Genomic DNA, 17826 nt, shown 5'->3' with positions numbered 1-17826 from the left:
GCACACTCCGTTGATGTCGGGCACCAACGCCATTCACGGCATCGTGGTGCTGGGTGCGCTGGTCACGTTGGGCAAGATCGAGCATCCGTCGGTGATCACGCAGATCATTCTGTTCGTCGCGGTGGTGTTCGGAACGCTGAACGTGGTCGGTGGTTTCGTGGTGACCGACCGGATGCTGGGGATGTTCAAGGGCAAGAAGCCCGCTGCGTCGGGCGCGGAGCGCCCTGGAAACACCGAGAAGGCGGGCCGCTGACTCATGGACAATCTGGTCAATATTCTCTATATCGTCGCGTTCTCGCTGTTCATCTACGGTCTGATGGGGCTGACCGGCCCGAAGACCGCGGTGCGTGGCAACTGGATCGCGGCCGTCGGTATGGGCATCGCGGTGATCGCGACGTTCATCTCGATCCGTGACACCTCGAACTGGATCATCATCATCGCGGGCCTGGTCGTCGGTGTGGCGCTGGGTGTTCCGCCGGCGCGGTTCACCAAGATGACCGCGATGCCGCAGCTGGTCGCCGCGTTCAACGGTGTCGGTGGTGGCACGGTCGCGTTGATCGCGTGGTCGGAATTCCTCAACAGCGACGGTTTCTCGTCGCTGCACGAGCAGCCCACCGTGCACATCGTGATCGGTTCGCTGTTCGCGGCGATCATCGGTTCGATCTCGTTCTGGGGCTCGCTGATCGCGTTCGGCAAGCTGCAGGAGATCCTGCCCGGCCGCCCGATCGGGCTCGGCAAACTGCAGCAGCCGGTCAACCTGCTGCTGGCCCTGGGTGCGATCGCCTCCGCGGTGGTGATCGGTATCGGCGCCACCAAGGATGGTGCGCCGTGGTGGTGGATGGTGCTGCTGCTGGTGCTGGCCGCCGTGCTCGGCCTGATGGTCGTGCTGCCGATCGGTGGCGCCGACATGCCCGTGGTGATCTCGCTGCTGAACGCGCTGACCGGTCTGTCGGCCGCGGCGGCCGGTCTGGCGTTGAACAACACCGCGATGATCGTGGCCGGCATGATCGTCGGCGCGTCGGGCACCATCCTGACCAACCTCATGGCCAAGGCCATGAACCGGTCCATCCCGGCGATCGTGGCGGGTGGTTTCGGTGGTGGCGGCGGTGTCGCGGCTGCCGGTGACGGTGAACAGAAGCAGGCCAAGGCCACCTCGGCCGCCGATGCCGCGATCCAGATGGCCTACGCCAACCAGGTGATCGTGGTGCCCGGCTACGGTATGGCCGTCGCGCAGGCCCAGCACGCGGTCAAGGAGATGGCCTCGCTGCTGGAGGCCAAGGGTGTCGAGGTCAAATACGCCATCCATCCGGTCGCGGGTCGTATGCCCGGCCACATGAACGTGCTGCTGGCCGAGGCCGAGGTCTCCTACGACGCGCTCAAGGAAATGGACGACATCAACGGCGAATTCTCGCGCACCGACGTGGCTTTGGTGATCGGCGCCAACGACGTCACCAACCCCGCCGCGCGCGAGGACTCCTCCAGCCCGATCTACGGCATGCCGGTGCTCAACGTCGATCAGGCCAAGAGCGTGATCGTGCTGAAGCGGTCGATGAACTCCGGCTTCGCCGGCATCGACAACCCGCTGTTCTACGCCGACCACACCTCCATGCTGTTCGGCGACGCCAAGAAGTCCGTCGGAGCCGTCACCGAGGAACTCAAGGCGCTGTAACGAGCGTAGGTTCGACCCGAAACGGCCCGCGGCAGATGTGCTGCGGGCCGTTTCCGGTTTCCCGGCGGTGGGCGATGCGTGCTTGCGGCAACGTGGGCGCACGCCGCCTCCCAGCCGCGGGTGGCGGACTAGAGTGGCCCGCGGGGCTCGATGGTGCCGCGAGCGCGGCACGGCAGCCGGAAGGGGTCGAGATGACGGTTCGGGAGCGGTTCGATCTGCCTGCGGTGGGCGATGATTCGGCGATCTACGGCACGCCGTATCAGACCCCCGAAGGCGCCACGGTCATCCCGGTGACGCGCCCCGGCGGAAAGTTCCGGCGCGCCCGGCCGCTGGGCGTCTTCGTCATCGAGGACGGCAACACCGGCTGGCACGCCGTCACCGACGACACGGCGATCGCGCTGCTGGGCATCTTCGTCGGCTTGGTGGCGACGACGTTGTCCCTGATCGCGGTGGTGCGGAATCCGCCGTGGCCGGATGTCACCATCCGGATCGACCGCAAGGAGCGCTGACGAGCTTCATCGCCGCCCGAAGGCGTCGGTGCGCTCGGCATTGTCGAGAAACGCGTCGACCATGCGGTGGTTGAGCGCGGCGAGCTGACGCAGATCCTCGGTCGACCACTCCGCCAGCGCATCGCGCATGTGGCGGCGGCTCACCGCGCGGATCGCGTCGACGGTGGCCCGGCCCTCGTCGGTGATGCGCACCCGCTGCGCCCGGCGGTCCTCCGGATCGGTCACCCGGTCGACGTAACCGGCCCGCTCCAGGCGCTGGATCTGGCGCGTGACATGCGGCGCCTCAACATCCAGGCAGGCCGCGAGTTCACCCATGCGCATCGGCTCCGCGGCGTCGGCGAGCATCCGCAGCAGCGGCACATTGGCGCGATCGAGATTCACCCCGGCCGCGGCCACGGTGCGATCGTGGCGTCTGGCCCGGGTGAGCAGGTGCGCGATCCGGGTCAGGGCGCGCTCGAGTTCCACGATGTAGTCGGCGTCGACCACCGATTCGGGACTTCCTTCGGAACGCGGCACAGGGTTATCCTACTACCCAACTTACTTAAGTTAGGTAAGTATAAAGATAGGGAACTCAGATGACGTCGACCGTCACCGGCCGATCCACCGGAACCGATTCCGAAACCGGTGCGCCGGCGCACCTGGTCTTGACACTGCTGGCGCTGTGCGCGGCCGGACTCGTGGTCTCGCTGCAGCAGACCGTGGTCATTCCGTTGCTGCCCAGGCTGATCGGGCAACTGCACACCGACGTCGCGGGTGTCACGTGGTTGTTCACCGCCGCGCTGCTCACCGGAGCCGTTGCCACACCGCTGCTTTCGCGCTTCGGCGACATGTACGGCAAGAAGCGCATGGTGATGTTCTGCATGGGACTGCTGATCATCGGTTCGGTGGTCTGCGCGATGGCGAGTTCGCTGGGCGTCTACATCGTCGGCCGGGCGCTGCAGGGCACCTCGTCGGCGCTGATTCCGCTGGGGATCGGCATCATTCGCGACACCTTCCCGCGCGAACGGCTCACCACCGCGATCGGCGTCATCAGCGGCACCATGGGCGTCGGCGGCACCATCGGCATGCTGGTGACCGGTGTCATCGCGGACAAGACCACCGATCCGCATCCCGTGTTCTGGATGACGGCGGTGCTGGCCGTGCTCGCCACCGTACTCGTCGGCGTGAGCGCCAGGGATGTGGGGCAGCGCCACGGCGGGCAGCCGGATTATCTGGGCGCGGTCCTGCTCGCCGGTCTGCTGGTGTGCCTGCTGCTGGCCATCAGCGAGGGGCCGCGCTGGGGCTGGGGTGAGACCAGCGTGATCAGCCTTTTCGCCGCGGCCGCCGTGCTGGCCGTGGTGTGGGTGCTGGTGGAGCGCAAGGTCGCGCAGCCGCTGGTGCGGTTGCCACTGCTGGTCGGCCCGCGCTCGCTGTCGGCCAATATGGCCTCGGCGCTGCTGGGCTTCGCGATGTTCGGCTCCTTCACCCTGATCTCGAACTTCGTGCAGGCCCCCGCCGACAAGGTCGGTTACGGTCTGTCCGGGTCGGTCCTGGCCGTGGGTCTCTACGGCATCCCCAGCTCGGTGCTGATGACCTTCTTCTCCTTCCGCACCGGGCGCATCGTCGCGCGCATCGGCCCCGCCTTCACCCTGGCCATCGGCGCGGCCTTCGCCGGTGCGGCGACCGGATGGCTGGCGCTGTCCAATGCGCACGGCTACGACATGGTCATCTCGAATACGCTGCAGGGCATCGGCTTCGGTATCGGTTACGCCGCGCTGGGAACCCTTGCCGTCCAGCATGTTCCGATGAGCGAGAGCGGAATCGCCAGTGGGATCAACTCGCTGGTGCGCACCGCCGGCGGCAGTATCGCCGGCGCCGTCACCGCCTCGATTCTGAGCGCTCTCACCATCGGTCACACGGGCGTGCCGTCGCTGCACGCCTACGTGATCAGCTTCGCGGTGCTGAGTGTCGGGGCGTGGCTGGCCGCGGCCGTGGCACTGGGCAACGGCCTGCGGCACAAGCACGAACGGTAGCGGACGTCAGGACAACCGTCCCAGTGCGGGGAGCAGCACAAAGCAGGCGGCAGTGCCGACCAGCGCCACCGCGATGCCTGTGCACAGCTGTCGCGCGCGCCCTCCGCGAGCGCAGAGCAGAGCAGCGGCGATCACTTCGATCGCGTACAGCAGGACGAGCGCGAAGATCAGGTATCCGTTGATGAAGAACGGAATCACGTTCAGCGTGAGGCAAACCGCAGCCGCTCTGAATGACAGTGGGCCGAACCAGGTTTCGCGCCTGTCCTGCGGAGCAGAGTGTTCTCTGGTCACAGGATGCTCCTATCCGGTCGCGAAATAGAGGCATCCGATGATGACAGACGACCCGAGCCATATGCCCGCGGTGGTCACTGCGGCAAGAGCTACGCCGCGGACGGGCCCCCGCGCCTTCCATCGAAGGAGCGAAGCGATAAGGGTACCCACCACCGAGGCGGCGAGAAACGAACCGAAGATCGTGCCGTCGGTGTCCGAGTGCATCACCCGCGCCGCGATCATCATGACCACCAATTGCAGCAGGAAGAAGCCCGCGACGCCCCATGTGGCGAGGCGCCAGAACCGCGCATCTTGCGACGAAGAGGGCGTCATTCAGGCCGTCCCTGCGGGTATCCGCTGCACCGGGGCAGTGGGCGGCGCCGCGACCGGACCGAACGATGTCGGCGGCTTCGGATTCCCGGGCACGTCGTAGCGGTCGTTCCAGTCGGTGAACGGACCGAAGGCCGCACCTCCCACGCCGATGTCGTGGTGAAACGGCAGATTCATGGCCGGGCCGAGTGAGCTCCCGGACCGAGCCGGGTCCAGCGCGATCGTTTGCGTGCGTCCATCGGAGGTGTCTTGATACACCTCCAATGATGGGTAATCGGTGCGCGTCCCGTTCACTTGGACCCCGTTCGGACCGGGCTGGAACACCAAGTCGCCGTTGACCGTGACGTCGTGGCCATCCAGGCCAGGAGGTTTGGTCATCCAAGAGGGCGGCAGTGGGTTACCCGCGTCGTACTGGATACGGACCGACCCGTCCGGGTTCTGCCACACTTTCCCGTCCGGCGCACCAACTTTGACCTCGCCCGGGCTGCCGTCGTCGTTCTCGCGAACGGACGGGTTCTGGCGCATGACGACTATGCCGTTCTCGTAGTCGACATATGTAGTGACCTTCGTATGTTCGGGATCGAAATTCGGGTCGGCCGTTCGATTGTTCCCCAAGTCGCGAGCGCCGGGATTGAGATTGAGCGGATTGGGGTCCGGGTCGGAGACGTCACGTTGCTCGATGTACTGAGACGATCGGACCACACCCTGCCCAGGAACGGGTGTGATCTTGACGACGCGAATTTCGGGCCCGACCCCCTTGAACTCCGGGGTATAGCTGTTCGGGTTCAGGACCTCGGCTGTACTCCAGTCGGATGCGGTTGCAGGCGGACGCCCGAACAACTGCTGGAACGCCGCGGCCGAGGTGCGGATCCGATCGGGATCGGCGCGGGAATCCATGGATTTGAAGCTCTGATCGGCTACCTCGAGCGCCGTCAAGGTAGCCGCCGATGCCATCTTCGTCAGTTCGTCGTTGGCCGTGGCAATGGCGGCGCTCCATTGCGCATCGGCGGTTCGGAGGCTGGCGACCAGTCCGGACAGGCGAGATAGCTCTACGCCCGCTTCGGAATTCGGATCTTGTATTCCGGTTGCGCTCCAGTCGTCCGCGACGGCAACCGGCGGGACGACGTAATGCTGAAAGATCGTCTTGATTTCCGCTATCGGATACTGAAGGTCGCGAGCTGCGCCGGCGCAGGCGGCACTGAGATCATCGTATGCGGTGGCAATCGCTCGCATCTGAGTCTGTTCGCGGTCGGCTTTGTCTTCAGCGGCTCGGGCCGCCGCGCCTTGCCACGCCAGATCGTCGTGGATGGTCTTGTGCAGCGTGCCGGCTACTTTGACGATGGCGTCAGCAATCTGGCCGGCCCGGTCGGCGACACCCTGCAGGCCCGAGGTATCCATGGCCAGTACTTCTTTCGGAGTCGGCATGAAGGCTACCGGCCCGCGTGCGGGTCGCCGGAATTCAGATCAGCGACAGCGGCGAGGCGCCGAGCGGCGTCTTGGTCATTGCCGTGGAAGCTGTCCGCACACGTCACCAACAGGGCCGAGAACTCGTTGAAACGCGCTTTCAGAACATCTTTGGCTTGCCGACTCGCCGCATTGGACTTGCCGAGTTCGGTTCCTACCGACAAACCCGCGAGCAATTTCGCCACCGGATCGCCGTCGAGTTTCGGCGCATTGTCGATATCGGTCGGCAGTAGCGCCAACTCCCCAGCCGCGGCCCGCAGTCCGTCCGGGTTGACTTGAAATGTCATTTTCCCCTCCTGACGTCAGGATAGGGCAGGGAAGCGACTTCCGGCGAGCCGAGTACTCGCGGTTCACATTCCCCGTACTACCCGGCCTGAACCGGCAATCGGATATTCGGGTAGTCCGCGGCAGGGCGTGGCCGGCCGCAGGCCGTGGCCCTGGGCAACGGCCTGCGGCACAAGCACGAACGGTAGTGACTACGCGACTTTCAATGTCCCGCCGTCGATGATGTAGTCGGCGCCGACGATATTGCCGGCTCGCCCGGAGGCGAGGAAGGCGACCAGTGCGGCCACCTCCTCGGGCTCCGAGATCCGCCCCGAGGCGATGCCGAAACTCTCGCTGATGCCCGCGAGCAGGTCGTCGTGCGAGATGCCTTGCGCCGCAGCGAGTTTTCCGCCGAAACGGTTCGGGTCCCGCCACAGCGGCGTGCCCACGACGCCGGGGGATACGGTGTTGACGCGCACGCCGCGCGGGGCCAATTCCTCACTGAGGCGTTTGCTCAACGCGGTGAGCGCGGCCTTGGCCTCGCTGTAGCCGATCGGCCCGGCCGCGGGCAGGCGCGAGTTGATCGAGGAGATGTTCACGATCGCGCCGCGGCGTTCCAGCAGGCTGGGCAGCGCCGCGCGCGTGGTCCAGACCGCGCTGAACAGATTGAGGTCGAACAGGGTCCGCCACTGTTCGTCGGAGATGTCGGTGAATGCCCCCAGCCCCAGCCGATCCGCATCACCGCCACCGACATTGTTGACCAGGATGTCGATGCCGCCGAGTTCACGCAGCGCCGAATCGATCAGTGTGGTGGCGCCCTCGGAGGTGCCGAGATCGACGGAATAGGCTGCCACACTGGCCTTTTCCAGCTCCGGCGTGACGGTGCGCGCGGCGCCGACCACCAGTGCTCCCTCGGCGGTCAGCGCCTCGGCGATCGCCAGTCCGATGCCGCGGCTCGCGCCGGTGACGACGGCGGTCTTGCCGGTGAGTTCGAGGTCCATGAGCTTCCCTTTCTTGAACTTCAGGTCAAAAATTGCGGTACGAAAAAGGGCCGCGGTGGCGGCCCGGATATCAGAGGGTGGTCAGTGCGGTGTCGATGATGCGGTGCAGGGTCTCCGCATCGCTGGTCTTCGCCATGACGCGCAGTCCCACGATGGTGTTCATCAGGAATTCGGCGGCGGCCCGCGGATCGACGTCCTGTGCCACGTCGCCGTCGCGTCGACCCCGATCGATCCGATCGGACAGTGCGGTCATGGTGTTCTCCTGCATGGTCCGGACCGCCTTCGTGATCTCGGGATCCTGCGCGGAGAATTCGGTAGCGGTGTTCACCGCCAAGCAGCCACGCCGAACCGGCTGTGCCACATCGGAATCCACCAGAAACCGGATGAACGCGCCGATGCACTCGCGTGCGGTCCCCGGCCGGGCCATGAACTCCCCGGTCACTTCCGCTCCCATCCGGTCGTAACGGTTCAGCACCCGCTCGAACAGCTCCCGCTTACTGCCGAACGTGTGGTACAAACTCCCCTTCCCGATCCCGGTAGCCTCGGCCAGCTGCGCCGGCGAGGTATTCGCATACCCATGAGTCCAGAACGCATCCAGGGCCCGATCCACCACGGCCTCGGTCTCGAAGTTACGCGGCCTGCCCATGTCCCGAACTCTACGAGTTTTTGTCCTTGAGGTCAACAATGGGTACGTCTGCGGGTCAGCTCTCGGACGGTGCCCGTGTGTGACAGTTGTTGGCTGCGTTAATATCTCGTCATCAGGTTGCGGCCCGACGGGCTTCTGTGAGCAACGGATACGCCCCCAACCGCGCGAGGATTCGTGCTGCTTGGGGGTGTTGTCGTGTCATCTCGGGTGTACCGCTCGACGGCAGAAGAGGTGTTGCATCTGTCAGTGGAGCAGCAGCTGTCGGCGATAGTCTCCGAGCATCTGGGCCGGACGAAACGTAAGGTGCCGACCGCCGAGCAACGCTCCTGGGACGTGAGCCTGCCGTGGATAGCCGGGGATCTGGTCGCCACCGGGCTGGAGCACGTCGAGATGCTGATCGAATATCGACTGCCCGAGACGAGCCGCCGGGCCGATGTGATTCTGAGTGGTATCCACCCGCAAACCGGAGACGACCATTATGTCGTCGTCGAACTGAAGCAGTGGGGGCGAGCGGAGCTCGTCTGGAACAGCGACCGAATCGTGCGAGTCCAGGGATTGCCGGGCGAGCATCTTCACCCCATCGATCAGGTGCGTGGCTATTGCCGATATCTGACCCGATTCGTCGAAACTCTCCATGATCGGCCGAATGCGGTCCGTGGAGTGGCCTACTTGCACAATGCAACCGAGAATTCGGTGAGCGCGCTGCGAGCTCTGCCGCCGGACGAGACGGGCCGCATGTTCACCGGCGAGCAACGCGAAGAATTTCTGACCTTCCTCAAGAGCCAATTCGCCCCGGAATCGGGCACCGGAGCAGCGAACCGGCTGCTCGAGAGCCCTATTCGAGCGAAGCCGAACCTGTTCGGGTTCACCGGTGCGGAGCTACGGTCGGCGACCGAATACTCGCTGCTCGACCACCAGAAACTGGCGTACGAAACGGTGATGAGCCGAGTGCGGTTGGCCCGGCAGACGGACCAGAAGAGTGTTGTGGTCGTTACCGGAGGACCGGGCAGTGGCAAGAGCCTCATCGCGGTCTCGCTGCTCGCGGAGTTGCACCGCGAGGGCTACCGCGTACGGCACGCGACTGGATCTCTGGCCTTCACCGAATCGCTGCGAAAGTTTCCGGCCAAGGGCTCCAGAGAGCTTCAGGACTTGTTCAAGTACTTTCGGAACTTCTCCGACTGCGTAAAGAACGAGCTCGACGTCCTCATCTGCGATGAGGCCCATCGAATTCGAGAGGTGTCCACGAATCGGTTCACACCGCGCGCCCAGCGCACCAACCGTCCACAGGTGGATGAGTTGATGGCTGCGGCGCGGGTCCCGGTCTTTCTTCTCGATGAACATCAGGTGGTCAGGCCGGACGAGGTGGGGACGGTTCACGCGATCCGAGATCACGCGGCTCGCGCCGGCTACGTGGTACACCAGATCGAATTGGACGGGCAGTACCGGTGCGGCGGCAGCGCCGAATACGACGAATGGGTACGCCGTCTGCTGGGGTTGCGTATCGGCGGTCCTACACCGTGGACGGGAGACACCGCCGCGTTCGACGTCCGTATCGCGGAGACGCCGCAGGAAATGGAAACGTTCCTCCGAGACAAGAACGCCGACGGATGGACCGCGCGAATCGCCGCCGGATATTGCTGGCCTTGGAGCTCTCCGAAGGAGGATGGGACTCTCGTCGACGACGTGGTCATCGGCGAATGGGCCAAGCCGTGGAACCTTCGAGGAGAACGGGCCGTCGGGGGCGCTCCGCCGAGTTCACTGTGGGCAACCGACCCGCGCGGATTCGAGCAGGTCGGCTGCGTCTACACCGCCCAGGGGTTCGAATACGACTGGTCGGGTGTCATCATCGGTCCCGACCTCGTCATTCGCGACGGGCACTTGACGACGGTTCGCGACGCTACGAAGGACAAGGCGCTCAAGGGCACGAAAACCAAACCTGTAGGTGACGAAACCTTCGACACATTGGTGCGAAATATCTACAAGGTGCTTCTTACGCGCGGGATGCGGGGAGTTGTCATACATTCTGTCGATCCGGACACACAAGCCTTTCTGAAGAGCCTTATCGACTGAACAGCGGCCATGAGAGGGACGCGTGTTCCCGGTGGCTGCACCCGATGGCACGGCCGGCTGTTCGTGGTGATTGCTCGTCTACCTGTCGACGTGGTCGGCCGGAGTACCTTCCCCCACGGTGCCTGCGAACCAGGCGCAGAGGAGGACGGCGAGTAGGGGGAAGGTGAAGGCCAGGGTGAGGGAGGTGAGTTGGGCGAGCCAGCCTATGACCGAGGGGCCGGCGAGGAAGCCCAGGTAGCCGAGGCCGAAGACCTTGGACATGTCGGTGGCGGCGGTGGCGGTGCTCAGATTGCCCGCCGCGGTGAAGATCTGGGGGACGCCGCCCGCGAGGCCGAGGCCGGCGAGGATCCAGCCCGCGAGGCTCAGGGGCAGCCAGGGCGAGGCCATGATGACGGCGAGACCGGCGGCGCCGAGGACCGAACCCCAGCGGACGACGGCGATGCGGCCGAAGCGTTCGCTGACCCGGTCCGCGGTGAAGCGGCCGACGGTCATCGCGATGGAGAACGCACCGAACGACAGGGCGGCGGTGGCGTCGCTGACGCCCAGATGCTCGTGCGTCTGCAGGGCGCTCCAGTCGTTGGCGACGCCCTCGGCCATCAGCAGGGCGAACGCGATCGCGGCCAGCGCCAAGACTTTCGGCGGGAGCCAGCGCCGGATGCGTCGGCGCACGGCGGAATCGGCTGTGTGGCGACCGGGCCGCGAACCCGCGGCGGGGGCGCCGGCTGCCGGAAGTGCCGCGGCCGATTCGGTGACAGCCACACCATTTCCGGCCGCGAAGTGGTCCGGGACCGCCGCGGATTCGGCGGTCGTGGCTGCCGGTTCGACGTGCGAGGTGGCGTGCAGGCGGGGGAGCAGGCTCGGCACACTGGCCAGCATCACCAGCAGGCCCAGTACGGCCGCGACCGCGAAACTCGTCCGGATATCGGCACCGGCGTGCATGGCCGCCGCGCCGGCGAGCGAGCCGACCAGACCGCCGCAGGAGAAGAGCGCGTGGAACGCCGCCATGATCGGCCGACGGTAGACGCGCTCGACCTGCACGGCCTGGGCGTTCATCGACACATCGAGCGCACCGTTGCCGAAACCGAAGAGCGCGAGCGCGATACCGAGCTGCACCGGCCCGGTGGCCCACGCCGGTCCGCTCACCGCCACGACCAGCCAGGCGACGGCCGCGGTGACCAGGGTTCGGCTGCCGAAGCGGTCGGCGAGCGGACCCGCCGCCTGCATACCGACGATGCCGCTGCCGGCCATCACCAGGATCAGAATTCCGAGAGTCCCGTGCGAGACCCCGGTGCGATCGGTGATGACCGGAATGTGCACCACCCACATCGCGGCCAGGAACCCGTTGAGCGCGAAAACCGCGAACACCGCTGCCCGCGCGCGGCGAGCGGCCGGAGCAGCCGTCCCGCGCCGTGTCGTCTCCACCGATGAATGCATCGATTCGACGGTACCGGGCGCGCACCGATTGTTCACCGCACGAGAGGCCGTGCCGAACCAGGTGGCTCGGCACGCGGAACCCCTTGGGGCCCAACACCCGAAGCGCCTGCCCCGCGGGTACGACTCCGGAGCGGAGGAGTGCGTCGAAGCGTCGTTGATTCGGCGGCGCCGACCGCGGTCGGCGGCTCCCCGTATCCCGAGCGATCACGGCATCGTCGACGTCACCGCACGGGCCCCGGATGTAACCGGTTTCGATTCGAGTGTATGACCTACCACCGACACGTTTCGGAGCCGCGCCGGGTTCACCTGCCGCCTCCGCCCGCGTCGCTCCGGTCGCGGTGCCGATCGGCGACCTGCGCGGCGGGCTCCGGGGTGACGCAGGCTGCCGCCTCCGCCCGCGTCGCTCCGGTCGCGGTCACTATTGTCGGGGCGGTGACCACACAGCAGGACTACCCGGTGCTCTGGCCGGTGCCGACCCGATGGGCCGACAACGACCACTACGGCCACGTCAACAACGTGACCTATTACTCGTACTTCGACACCGCGGTCAACGCCTGGTTGATGGCCGCGACCGGTACCGACATTCGGGAGCTGCCCGCGATCGGCGTAGTCGCCCAGACCTCGTGCCAGTATCTGGGCTCGCTGAGTTTCCCCGACCAGCTGCGGGTGGGGTTGCGGATCAGCCGCCTCGGCCGCTCCAGCATCACCTACGATCTGGCGATCTTTCGCATCCTGGACGCCGGCACCGCCGCCGATACCGCCGGGGAGGATCTGGAGCTGGCCGCCACCGGCAGGTTCGTGCACGTCTACGTGGACAACGAGACCCGCAAATCCGTGGAGATCCCGGCGATCATCCGCAGCGCCGCGGCCGCGCTGGTGACCGACGAGGCTTAGACCCGGCCCAGCAGGGTCAGCGGATCCTCGAGCAGTGAGGCGACCGTCGACAGGAATCGCGCGCCGAGCTCCCCGTCGATCATGCGGTGATCGAAGCTCACACCGAGCGTGGTGATCCACCGGATCGCCGGCTCGTCGCGATACACCCACGGCCGTTTCCGGATGGAACCCAGGCACAGAATCGCGCCCTCACCCGGATTCACCAGCGGCACACCGGTATCGACGCCGAAGACACCCACATTGCTGATGGTGAAGGTGCCGCCGCGCAGATCGGCGGGGGTCGCCGAACCGGCGCGGGCCACATCGGCGAGCCAGCCGATCTCCCGGCACAGCTCGCGCAGGCTCAGCGACTGCGCCTCCTTGATGTTGGGGACGAGCAGCCCGCGTTCGGTGGCCACGGCGATGCCGAGGTTGACGTAGTGCTTGGTGACGATCTGATTGGCTTCGGCGTCCCAGCAGGAGTTGATCCCCGGGAATTCGGCGATCGCCGCGAGCGTCGCCTTCGCCACCAGCGCGAGGGGAGTGAGCGACAGCCCGGTGAAGGAGTCGGTGCTGCGCAGATGGTCGAGCAACTCCATCGAGGCGGTGAAATCGGTGGTCACGAACGCGCTGGCCTGCGGAATCGTGCGGGCGCTGGTGGTCATGGCCGCGGCGATGCGCTTGCGGACACCGCTGACCGGGGTGCGGGTTTCGCGTTCACTCGGCGTCGGCCGGATGATGCCGCCGTCGGGTCGCATGGTGGGCACCGGTGGAGCGGCCGGGCGCGGAGCGTCGGCGGCCTCCTCCTCGGGCCGCACCCGGCGCGGCGGCTGCGACACCGGCACCGCGTGGCGCACATCCTCGACCGTCACCGCCCCGCCCGGCCCGGAGCCGGCCACGAACGCGATATTGATACCGAGTTCGCGAGCCAGCTGGCGGGCGGCCGGCGTGGCGGGCGGGCGGCCCGGGAACTCCGGCGGAATCTCCTCGGATCGTCCCGGTGCGGCCGAATGCGGGGCCGCGGCACCGTTTTTCGACGCCGGACGACGCCGCGTGGGCGCTTCGGCCCCGGGCCCGTAACCGACGAGCACCGAGGTCCGGCTTTCGCCCGCCGCGGGAGCGTCGCCGGCCGGCGCGGCGGTGCGCACTCTGATCAACGGTGCGCCGACCGCCACCGTCTCACCGGGCCGGGCCAGCAGTTCGGCGACCTGCCCGGCGAACGGACACGGTAGTTCGACCTGCGCCTTGGCGGTCTCCACCTCGGCGATGGTCTGGTTGAGTTCGACGGTATCGCCGACGGCCACCGACCAGGAGATCAGTTCGGCCTCGGTCAATCCCTCCCCGAGATCGGGCAGCCGGAACTCGAGTATGTGGTTGTTGTCGTCCACAGCAGGGTCTTCCAAAGGGGCACCTCTGTCCGAACAGTTGTCAAGCGGCGAACGTTCGATCGACCGCGTCGAGAATGCGATCGGGGTCTGGCATGTGGTGCCGTTCGAGCTTAGCCGGGGGATACGGGATGTCGAAGCCACCGACGCGCAGGATCGGCGCCTCGAGATAGTAGAAACACCGTTCGGCGATGCGGGCGGCGATCTCGGCGCCGAGCCCCGCGAAGACCGGCGCCTCATGGGTGACGATCAGCCGGCCGGTGCGGCGCACCGATTCCTCGATGGTGCCGAAATCGATCGGCGACAGGCTGCGCAGATCGATCACCTCGAGTGAATGCCCCTCTCCGGCCGCGATTTCGGCCGCCGTCAGCGCGGTCGCGACCATGCCGCCGTAGGCGACGATCGTGGCGTCGCGGCCCGACCGGCGGATGCGCGCCCGGTCCAGGGGGAGTGGATCCGCGTCCAGGGCGGTGAAATCCAGATCGGCCTTGTCCCAGTAACGCCGCTTGGGCTCGAAGAAGACGACCGGGTCGTCGCACGAAATAGCTTGGCGCAACAGCCGATACGCATCCTCGGGCGTACTCGGCGAGACCACGCGCAGTCCGGCGGTATGCGCGAAATAGGCCTCCGGCGACTCCGAATGATGTTCGACCGAACCGATTCCCCCGCCGAACGGAATCCGGATGGTGATCGGCGCGCGGACCCTGCCCTGGGTGCGGTAGTGAATCTTGGCGACCTGCGAAACGATCTGGTCGAAGGCCGGGTAGACGAATCCGTCGAACTGGATCTCGCAGACCGGCCGGAAACCGCGCAGCGCCATGCCGAAAGCGGTTCCGATGATGCCGGATTCGGCCAGCGGGGTGTCGATCACGCGGTTGTTCCCGAAGTCCTTCTGCAGCGTGTCGGTCACCCGGAACACACCGCCGAGCCGCCCGATGTCCTCACCCATCAGCACGACCTTCGGATCGTCCTCCAGTGCCCGGCGCATCCCCGTGTTCAGCGCGTTCGCGAAGGTGGTGATCATGCCCGTACTCCTTCCTCGAAACCCGCCAGGTACCCGGCGTATTCGTCGCGCTCGGCGGCGATCAGCGGATGCGCGGTGGTGTAGACGTGGTCGAACAGCTGCATCGGATCCGGATCGGGCATATCGATGGTCGCGGTGCGGACCGCGGCGGCGACCGAGTCGGCGCGCGCGGTGACCTGGCGCTCGAAGTCGCTGTCCCACAGTTCTTCTCGTTCGAGGAGCCGTCGCAAGCGGTCGATCGGGTCACGGCGCTGCCACAGTTCGGTTTCCGCGGCCGAGCGGTAGCGGGTGGGATCGTCGGCGGTGGTGTGCGGGCCCATCCGATAGGTGATCGCCTCGATGAACGACGGCCCGCCACCGGCGCGGGCACGGGCGACGGCCTGGCGGGTCACGGCCAGGACGGCCAGCACGTCGTTACCGTCGACCTGCACGCCCGGAATGCCGTATCCGTAGGCGCGCCGGACGATCGGCGTCTGGCTCTGCAGCTGCACCGGTTCGCTGATCGCCCAGTGGTTGTTCTGGCAGAAGAACACCACCGGCGCACTCCAGGAGGCGGCGAAGCCGAGCGCTTCGGCGATATCGCCCTGACTGCTGGCACCGTCACCGAAGTAGGTCAGCACCGCGATCTCCGCGCCTTCCAGATGTGCGGCGTAGGCGTAACCGGTGGCATGCAGGCCCTGCGAGCCGACGACGATGGCCGGATTGGTCATGTTGATCTCGTCCGGATCCCAGCACGAATGCGCCACCCCCCGCCACAGCCGCGTGATCAGGGTGGGATCCACGCCACGGCAGTAGGCGACACCCGCCTCGCGGTAGCTGCAGAAGACGTAATCGTCGTCGTGCAGGGCGCGGGCGGAGCCGATCTGCGATGCCTCCTGGCCGAGCAGCGGTGCCCACAGGCCGAGCTGGCCCTGCCGCTGCAGTGCGGTCGCCTCGACGTCGATGCGGCGGGTGACGACCAGGTCCTCGTAGAGTTCGCGCAGTTCGGCCGGACCGATGTCCGCGATCAGGGCCGCGTGCTCGCGGTCGAGAACACGGCGCCCGTCGGGCTGGACCAGTTGCACGGGATAGGGGTTCGTCCCGGTGTCGTACTTGGTTGTGGTGTTGTGCGTCGTGGTGTTGTGCACAGCCATCACCTCCTCGTTGCCGCGTACGACGGGGTCTCCGTCCTCGCGATCCGGCGGACTGCTCTTCGCCAGCTGTGTGCTGTACCTCACAGCATCCACGATTGAGCGGGATGCGCAAGTGGCAACACGCGAACTGCGCAGAATGCTCGATCCGAACGGGGTCAGGACTGTCATACTGCGTTACATGCCCAGTGCTGAACCCGCTCCGGCGACAATCGACGCCACCGACGCCCGGCTGCTGCTGGAACTGGTTGCCAACCCTCGTGCCACCGGGGTGGAACTGGCCACGCGACTGGGGCTGTCCCGCAATACCGTGCAGGCCCGGCTGGCTCGATGGGAGGCCGCCGGTGTGCTCGCCGGATTCGAACGGCGCGTGGACCCGCGCGCCCTCGGTTACCGGCTGGCGGCCTTCGTCGCGGTGGTGGTCGACCAGCATCGGCTCGCCGACGTGGTGGCCGAACTCGCCGAGATCCCCGAGGTCACCGAGGTGTGCGGCACGACGGGGCAGACGGATCTGACGGTTCGCGTGGTCGCGCGCGACGCCGACGATCTGTACCGGATCACCGGCGCGATTCTGAAGATCGCGGGTGTGCAGCGCACCAATATGGCACTGGTGATGCAGCAATTGGTCGGGCCGCGCACCGCGCCACTGCTGCAGCGACTGGCTGGAACCGACGAGTCGGCAGCGCCACGACAGGACGCGGGACGACAGGACGCAGGCGAGAATTCGGTCCAGTTCCGGCGTACTGGCCGCTGACGGCAGGGCCAGCCGCCCGCGAAGATAGCTCGGTGACTGCCACCGCCGATTCCGCATCCCACCCGCCCGACGTCGCCGAGGCACAGGCGAGCCTCCCGGCGGCGGTCGAGGGCGAGCACGGGCCCGGCGGTACCGGACAGGCGATGAGCGCCGGGATCATCGCCGCGCTGGTCGGTTTCACCAGTTCGTTCGCGGTCGTGCTGGCCGGGCTCACCGCCGTCGGCGCGACCCCGGCGCAGGCCGCCTCGGGTCTGCTGGCGGTCTGCGTCACGCAGGCGGTCGGCATGTGGATCCTGAGCCGGCGCTACCGCATGCCGATCACCCTCGCCTGGTCCACTCCCGGTGCGGCGCTGCTGGTCGGCGCCGGTGCGGTGACCGGTGTCTGGCCCGCGGCGGTGGGAGCGTTCGTGGTCACCGGGATATTGATCGTCCTCACCGGATGCTGGTCACGGCTGGGCCGGCTGATCACCGCGATCCCGGTGGAGATCGCGCAGGCCATGCTCGCCGGTGTACTGCTGCCGCTGTGCCTGGCGCCGCTGCGGGCGCTGACCACCTCGAGCGCGGCGGTGGTGGCGCCGGTGCTGGTGGTGTGGGTGGTGCTGCAGCGGTACGCGCAGCGGTGGGCGGTGCCCGGCGCCTTCGTCACCGCGGTGGCCGGTGCGGCGATCGCGATGGTCGCCGGACATCGCCCGATTCCGGCCGGCGATCTGGTGCCGAAGCTGGAAATCACTGTGCCGCACTGGAGTTGGCAGGCGATCATCGGCATCGCGATTCCGCTGTATGTGGTCACGATGGCCGCGCAGAACATCCCCGGCGTGGCGGTCATGAGCTCGTTCAAATATCGGGTGCCGTGGCGGGCGTCGATGACGGTCACCGGGCTCGGGACCATCGTGGGTGCCCCGGCGGGCGGGCATGCGATCAACCTGGCCGCGATCAGTGCGGCGTTGGCGGCCGCGCCGTCGGCCCACCCCGACCCGCGCCGGCGCTGGGT

At 66.9% G+C, this 17826-nt stretch carries 19 protein-coding genes; 8 read left to right on the top strand and 11 right to left on the bottom strand.

Annotation, left to right across the window (positions count from 1 at the left end; all coding sequences use genetic code 11):
- The 3 genes from RJ03_RS05615 to RJ03_RS05605 form a co-directional block, all read left to right on the top strand.
- Positions 1–253: NAD(P) transhydrogenase subunit alpha part 2 (locus tag RJ03_RS05615; RefSeq protein WP_036498480.1), on the top strand; the 253-nt coding region annotated here is incomplete at its 5' end.
- A gap of 3 nt (positions 254–256) precedes the next feature.
- Complete coding sequence (locus RJ03_RS05610) at positions 257–1669, top strand: NAD(P)(+) transhydrogenase (Re/Si-specific) subunit beta (RefSeq protein ID WP_036498474.1); 1413 nt, start codon at positions 257–259, stop codon at positions 1667–1669.
- 191 nt (positions 1670–1860) lie between these two features.
- Positions 1861–2178, top strand: coding sequence for a hypothetical protein (locus RJ03_RS05605; protein ID WP_051024354.1), 318 nt, complete (start codon positions 1861–1863; stop codon positions 2176–2178).
- Between the two features lie 6 nt (positions 2179–2184).
- Here RJ03_RS05605 and RJ03_RS05600 read toward each other — a convergent pair whose 3' ends face one another.
- Positions 2185–2694 (bottom strand): MarR family winged helix-turn-helix transcriptional regulator, encoded by a 510-nt coding sequence (locus RJ03_RS05600; protein ID WP_051024353.1) that lies wholly within the window; start codon positions 2692–2694, stop codon positions 2185–2187.
- Between the two features lie 59 nt (positions 2695–2753).
- On the opposite strand from RJ03_RS05600, the gene RJ03_RS05595 reads away from it, so the two are divergent.
- The gene (locus tag RJ03_RS05595) at positions 2754–4190 is read left to right on the top strand and encodes an MFS transporter (RefSeq protein ID WP_036498472.1); all 1437 of its coding nucleotides are present in this window, start codon (positions 2754–2756) and stop codon (positions 4188–4190) included.
- 6 nt (positions 4191–4196) lie between these two features.
- On the opposite strand, the gene RJ03_RS05590 is transcribed toward RJ03_RS05595, so the two are convergent.
- The 6 genes from RJ03_RS05590 to RJ03_RS05565 form a co-directional block, all read right to left on the bottom strand.
- Entirely contained in the window at positions 4197–4481 is a 285-nt protein-coding gene (locus RJ03_RS05590; protein ID WP_157121699.1) for a hypothetical protein, read from the bottom strand.
- 9 nt (positions 4482–4490) lie between these two features.
- Complete coding sequence (locus tag RJ03_RS05585) at positions 4491–4793, bottom strand: hypothetical protein (RefSeq protein WP_036498470.1); 303 nt, start codon at positions 4791–4793, stop codon at positions 4491–4493.
- Positions 4794–6215 carry a hypothetical protein gene (locus RJ03_RS05580; protein WP_036498469.1) on the bottom strand — a complete coding sequence of 474 codons (1422 nt, stop codon included), beginning with the start codon at positions 6213–6215 and terminating at the stop codon, positions 4794–4796.
- Positions 6216–6220: 5 nt separating this feature from the next.
- Positions 6221–6541, bottom strand: coding sequence for a hypothetical protein (locus RJ03_RS05575; RefSeq protein WP_036498468.1), 321 nt, complete (start codon positions 6539–6541; stop codon positions 6221–6223).
- 189 nt (positions 6542–6730) lie between these two features.
- Positions 6731–7519 carry an oxidoreductase gene (locus RJ03_RS05570; protein ID WP_036498467.1) on the bottom strand — a complete coding sequence of 263 codons (789 nt, stop codon included), beginning with the start codon at positions 7517–7519 and terminating at the stop codon, positions 6731–6733.
- Between the two features lie 70 nt (positions 7520–7589).
- Positions 7590–8165, bottom strand: coding sequence for a TetR/AcrR family transcriptional regulator (locus RJ03_RS05565; protein WP_036498466.1), 576 nt, complete (start codon positions 8163–8165; stop codon positions 7590–7592).
- 246 nt (positions 8166–8411) lie between these two features.
- Between RJ03_RS05565 and RJ03_RS05560 the strand changes: the two genes are divergently transcribed.
- Positions 8412–10235 (top strand): DUF2075 domain-containing protein, encoded by a 1824-nt coding sequence (locus RJ03_RS05560; protein WP_245552190.1) that lies wholly within the window; start codon positions 8412–8414, stop codon positions 10233–10235.
- Between the two features lie 78 nt (positions 10236–10313).
- On the opposite strand, the gene RJ03_RS34830 is transcribed toward RJ03_RS05560, so the two are convergent.
- Positions 10314–11669: an MFS transporter gene (locus tag RJ03_RS34830; protein ID WP_051024357.1), complete on the bottom strand. Its 1356-nt coding sequence runs from the start codon at positions 11667–11669 to the stop codon at positions 10314–10316.
- Between the two features lie 432 nt (positions 11670–12101).
- Here RJ03_RS34830 and RJ03_RS05550 point away from each other — a divergent pair, with 432 nt between their 5' ends.
- A complete protein-coding gene (locus RJ03_RS05550) occupies positions 12102–12563 on the top strand; it encodes an acyl-CoA thioesterase (protein ID WP_083870615.1) in 462 nt (153 codons plus the stop codon).
- Here RJ03_RS05550 and RJ03_RS05545 read toward each other — a convergent pair.
- Genes RJ03_RS05545 through pdhA form a run of 3 tightly spaced genes read right to left on the bottom strand, consistent with a single transcriptional unit; the run spans position 12560 to position 16168 of the window.
- Positions 12560–13945: a dihydrolipoamide acetyltransferase family protein gene (locus RJ03_RS05545; RefSeq protein WP_051024351.1), complete on the bottom strand. Its 1386-nt coding sequence runs from the start codon at positions 13943–13945 to the stop codon at positions 12560–12562. The two genes, RJ03_RS05550 and RJ03_RS05545, sit on opposite strands and share 4 nt — an antisense overlap.
- Before the next feature lie 25 nt (positions 13946–13970).
- Positions 13971–14951, bottom strand: a complete 981-nt coding sequence (locus tag RJ03_RS05540) for an alpha-ketoacid dehydrogenase subunit beta (RefSeq protein ID WP_036498463.1) — start codon at positions 14949–14951, stop codon at positions 13971–13973.
- Positions 14948–16168 carry a pyruvate dehydrogenase (acetyl-transferring) E1 component subunit alpha gene (gene pdhA / locus RJ03_RS05535; protein ID WP_232329271.1) on the bottom strand — a complete coding sequence of 407 codons (1221 nt, stop codon included), beginning with the start codon at positions 16166–16168 and terminating at the stop codon, positions 14948–14950. The genes RJ03_RS05540 and pdhA overlap by 4 nt, the downstream gene beginning before the upstream one ends.
- A 94-nt stretch (positions 16169–16262) precedes the next feature.
- Here pdhA and RJ03_RS05530 point away from each other — a divergent pair, with 94 nt between their 5' ends.
- Positions 16263–16835, top strand: coding sequence for an Lrp/AsnC family transcriptional regulator (locus RJ03_RS05530; protein WP_083870612.1), 573 nt, complete (start codon positions 16263–16265; stop codon positions 16833–16835).
- 143 nt (positions 16836–16978) lie between these two features.
- The coding region (locus RJ03_RS05525) for a benzoate/H(+) symporter BenE family transporter (protein ID WP_051024355.1) at positions 16979–17826 on the top strand (848 nt) is incomplete at its 3' end.

It is taken from the genome of Nocardia aobensis NBRC 100429 (assembly GCF_000308375.1).
In the GTDB taxonomy this organism is placed as follows: Bacteria; Actinomycetota; Actinomycetes; order Mycobacteriales; family Mycobacteriaceae; genus Nocardia; species Nocardia aobensis.
This window is presented reverse-complemented; position numbering and strand designations above follow the sequence as displayed.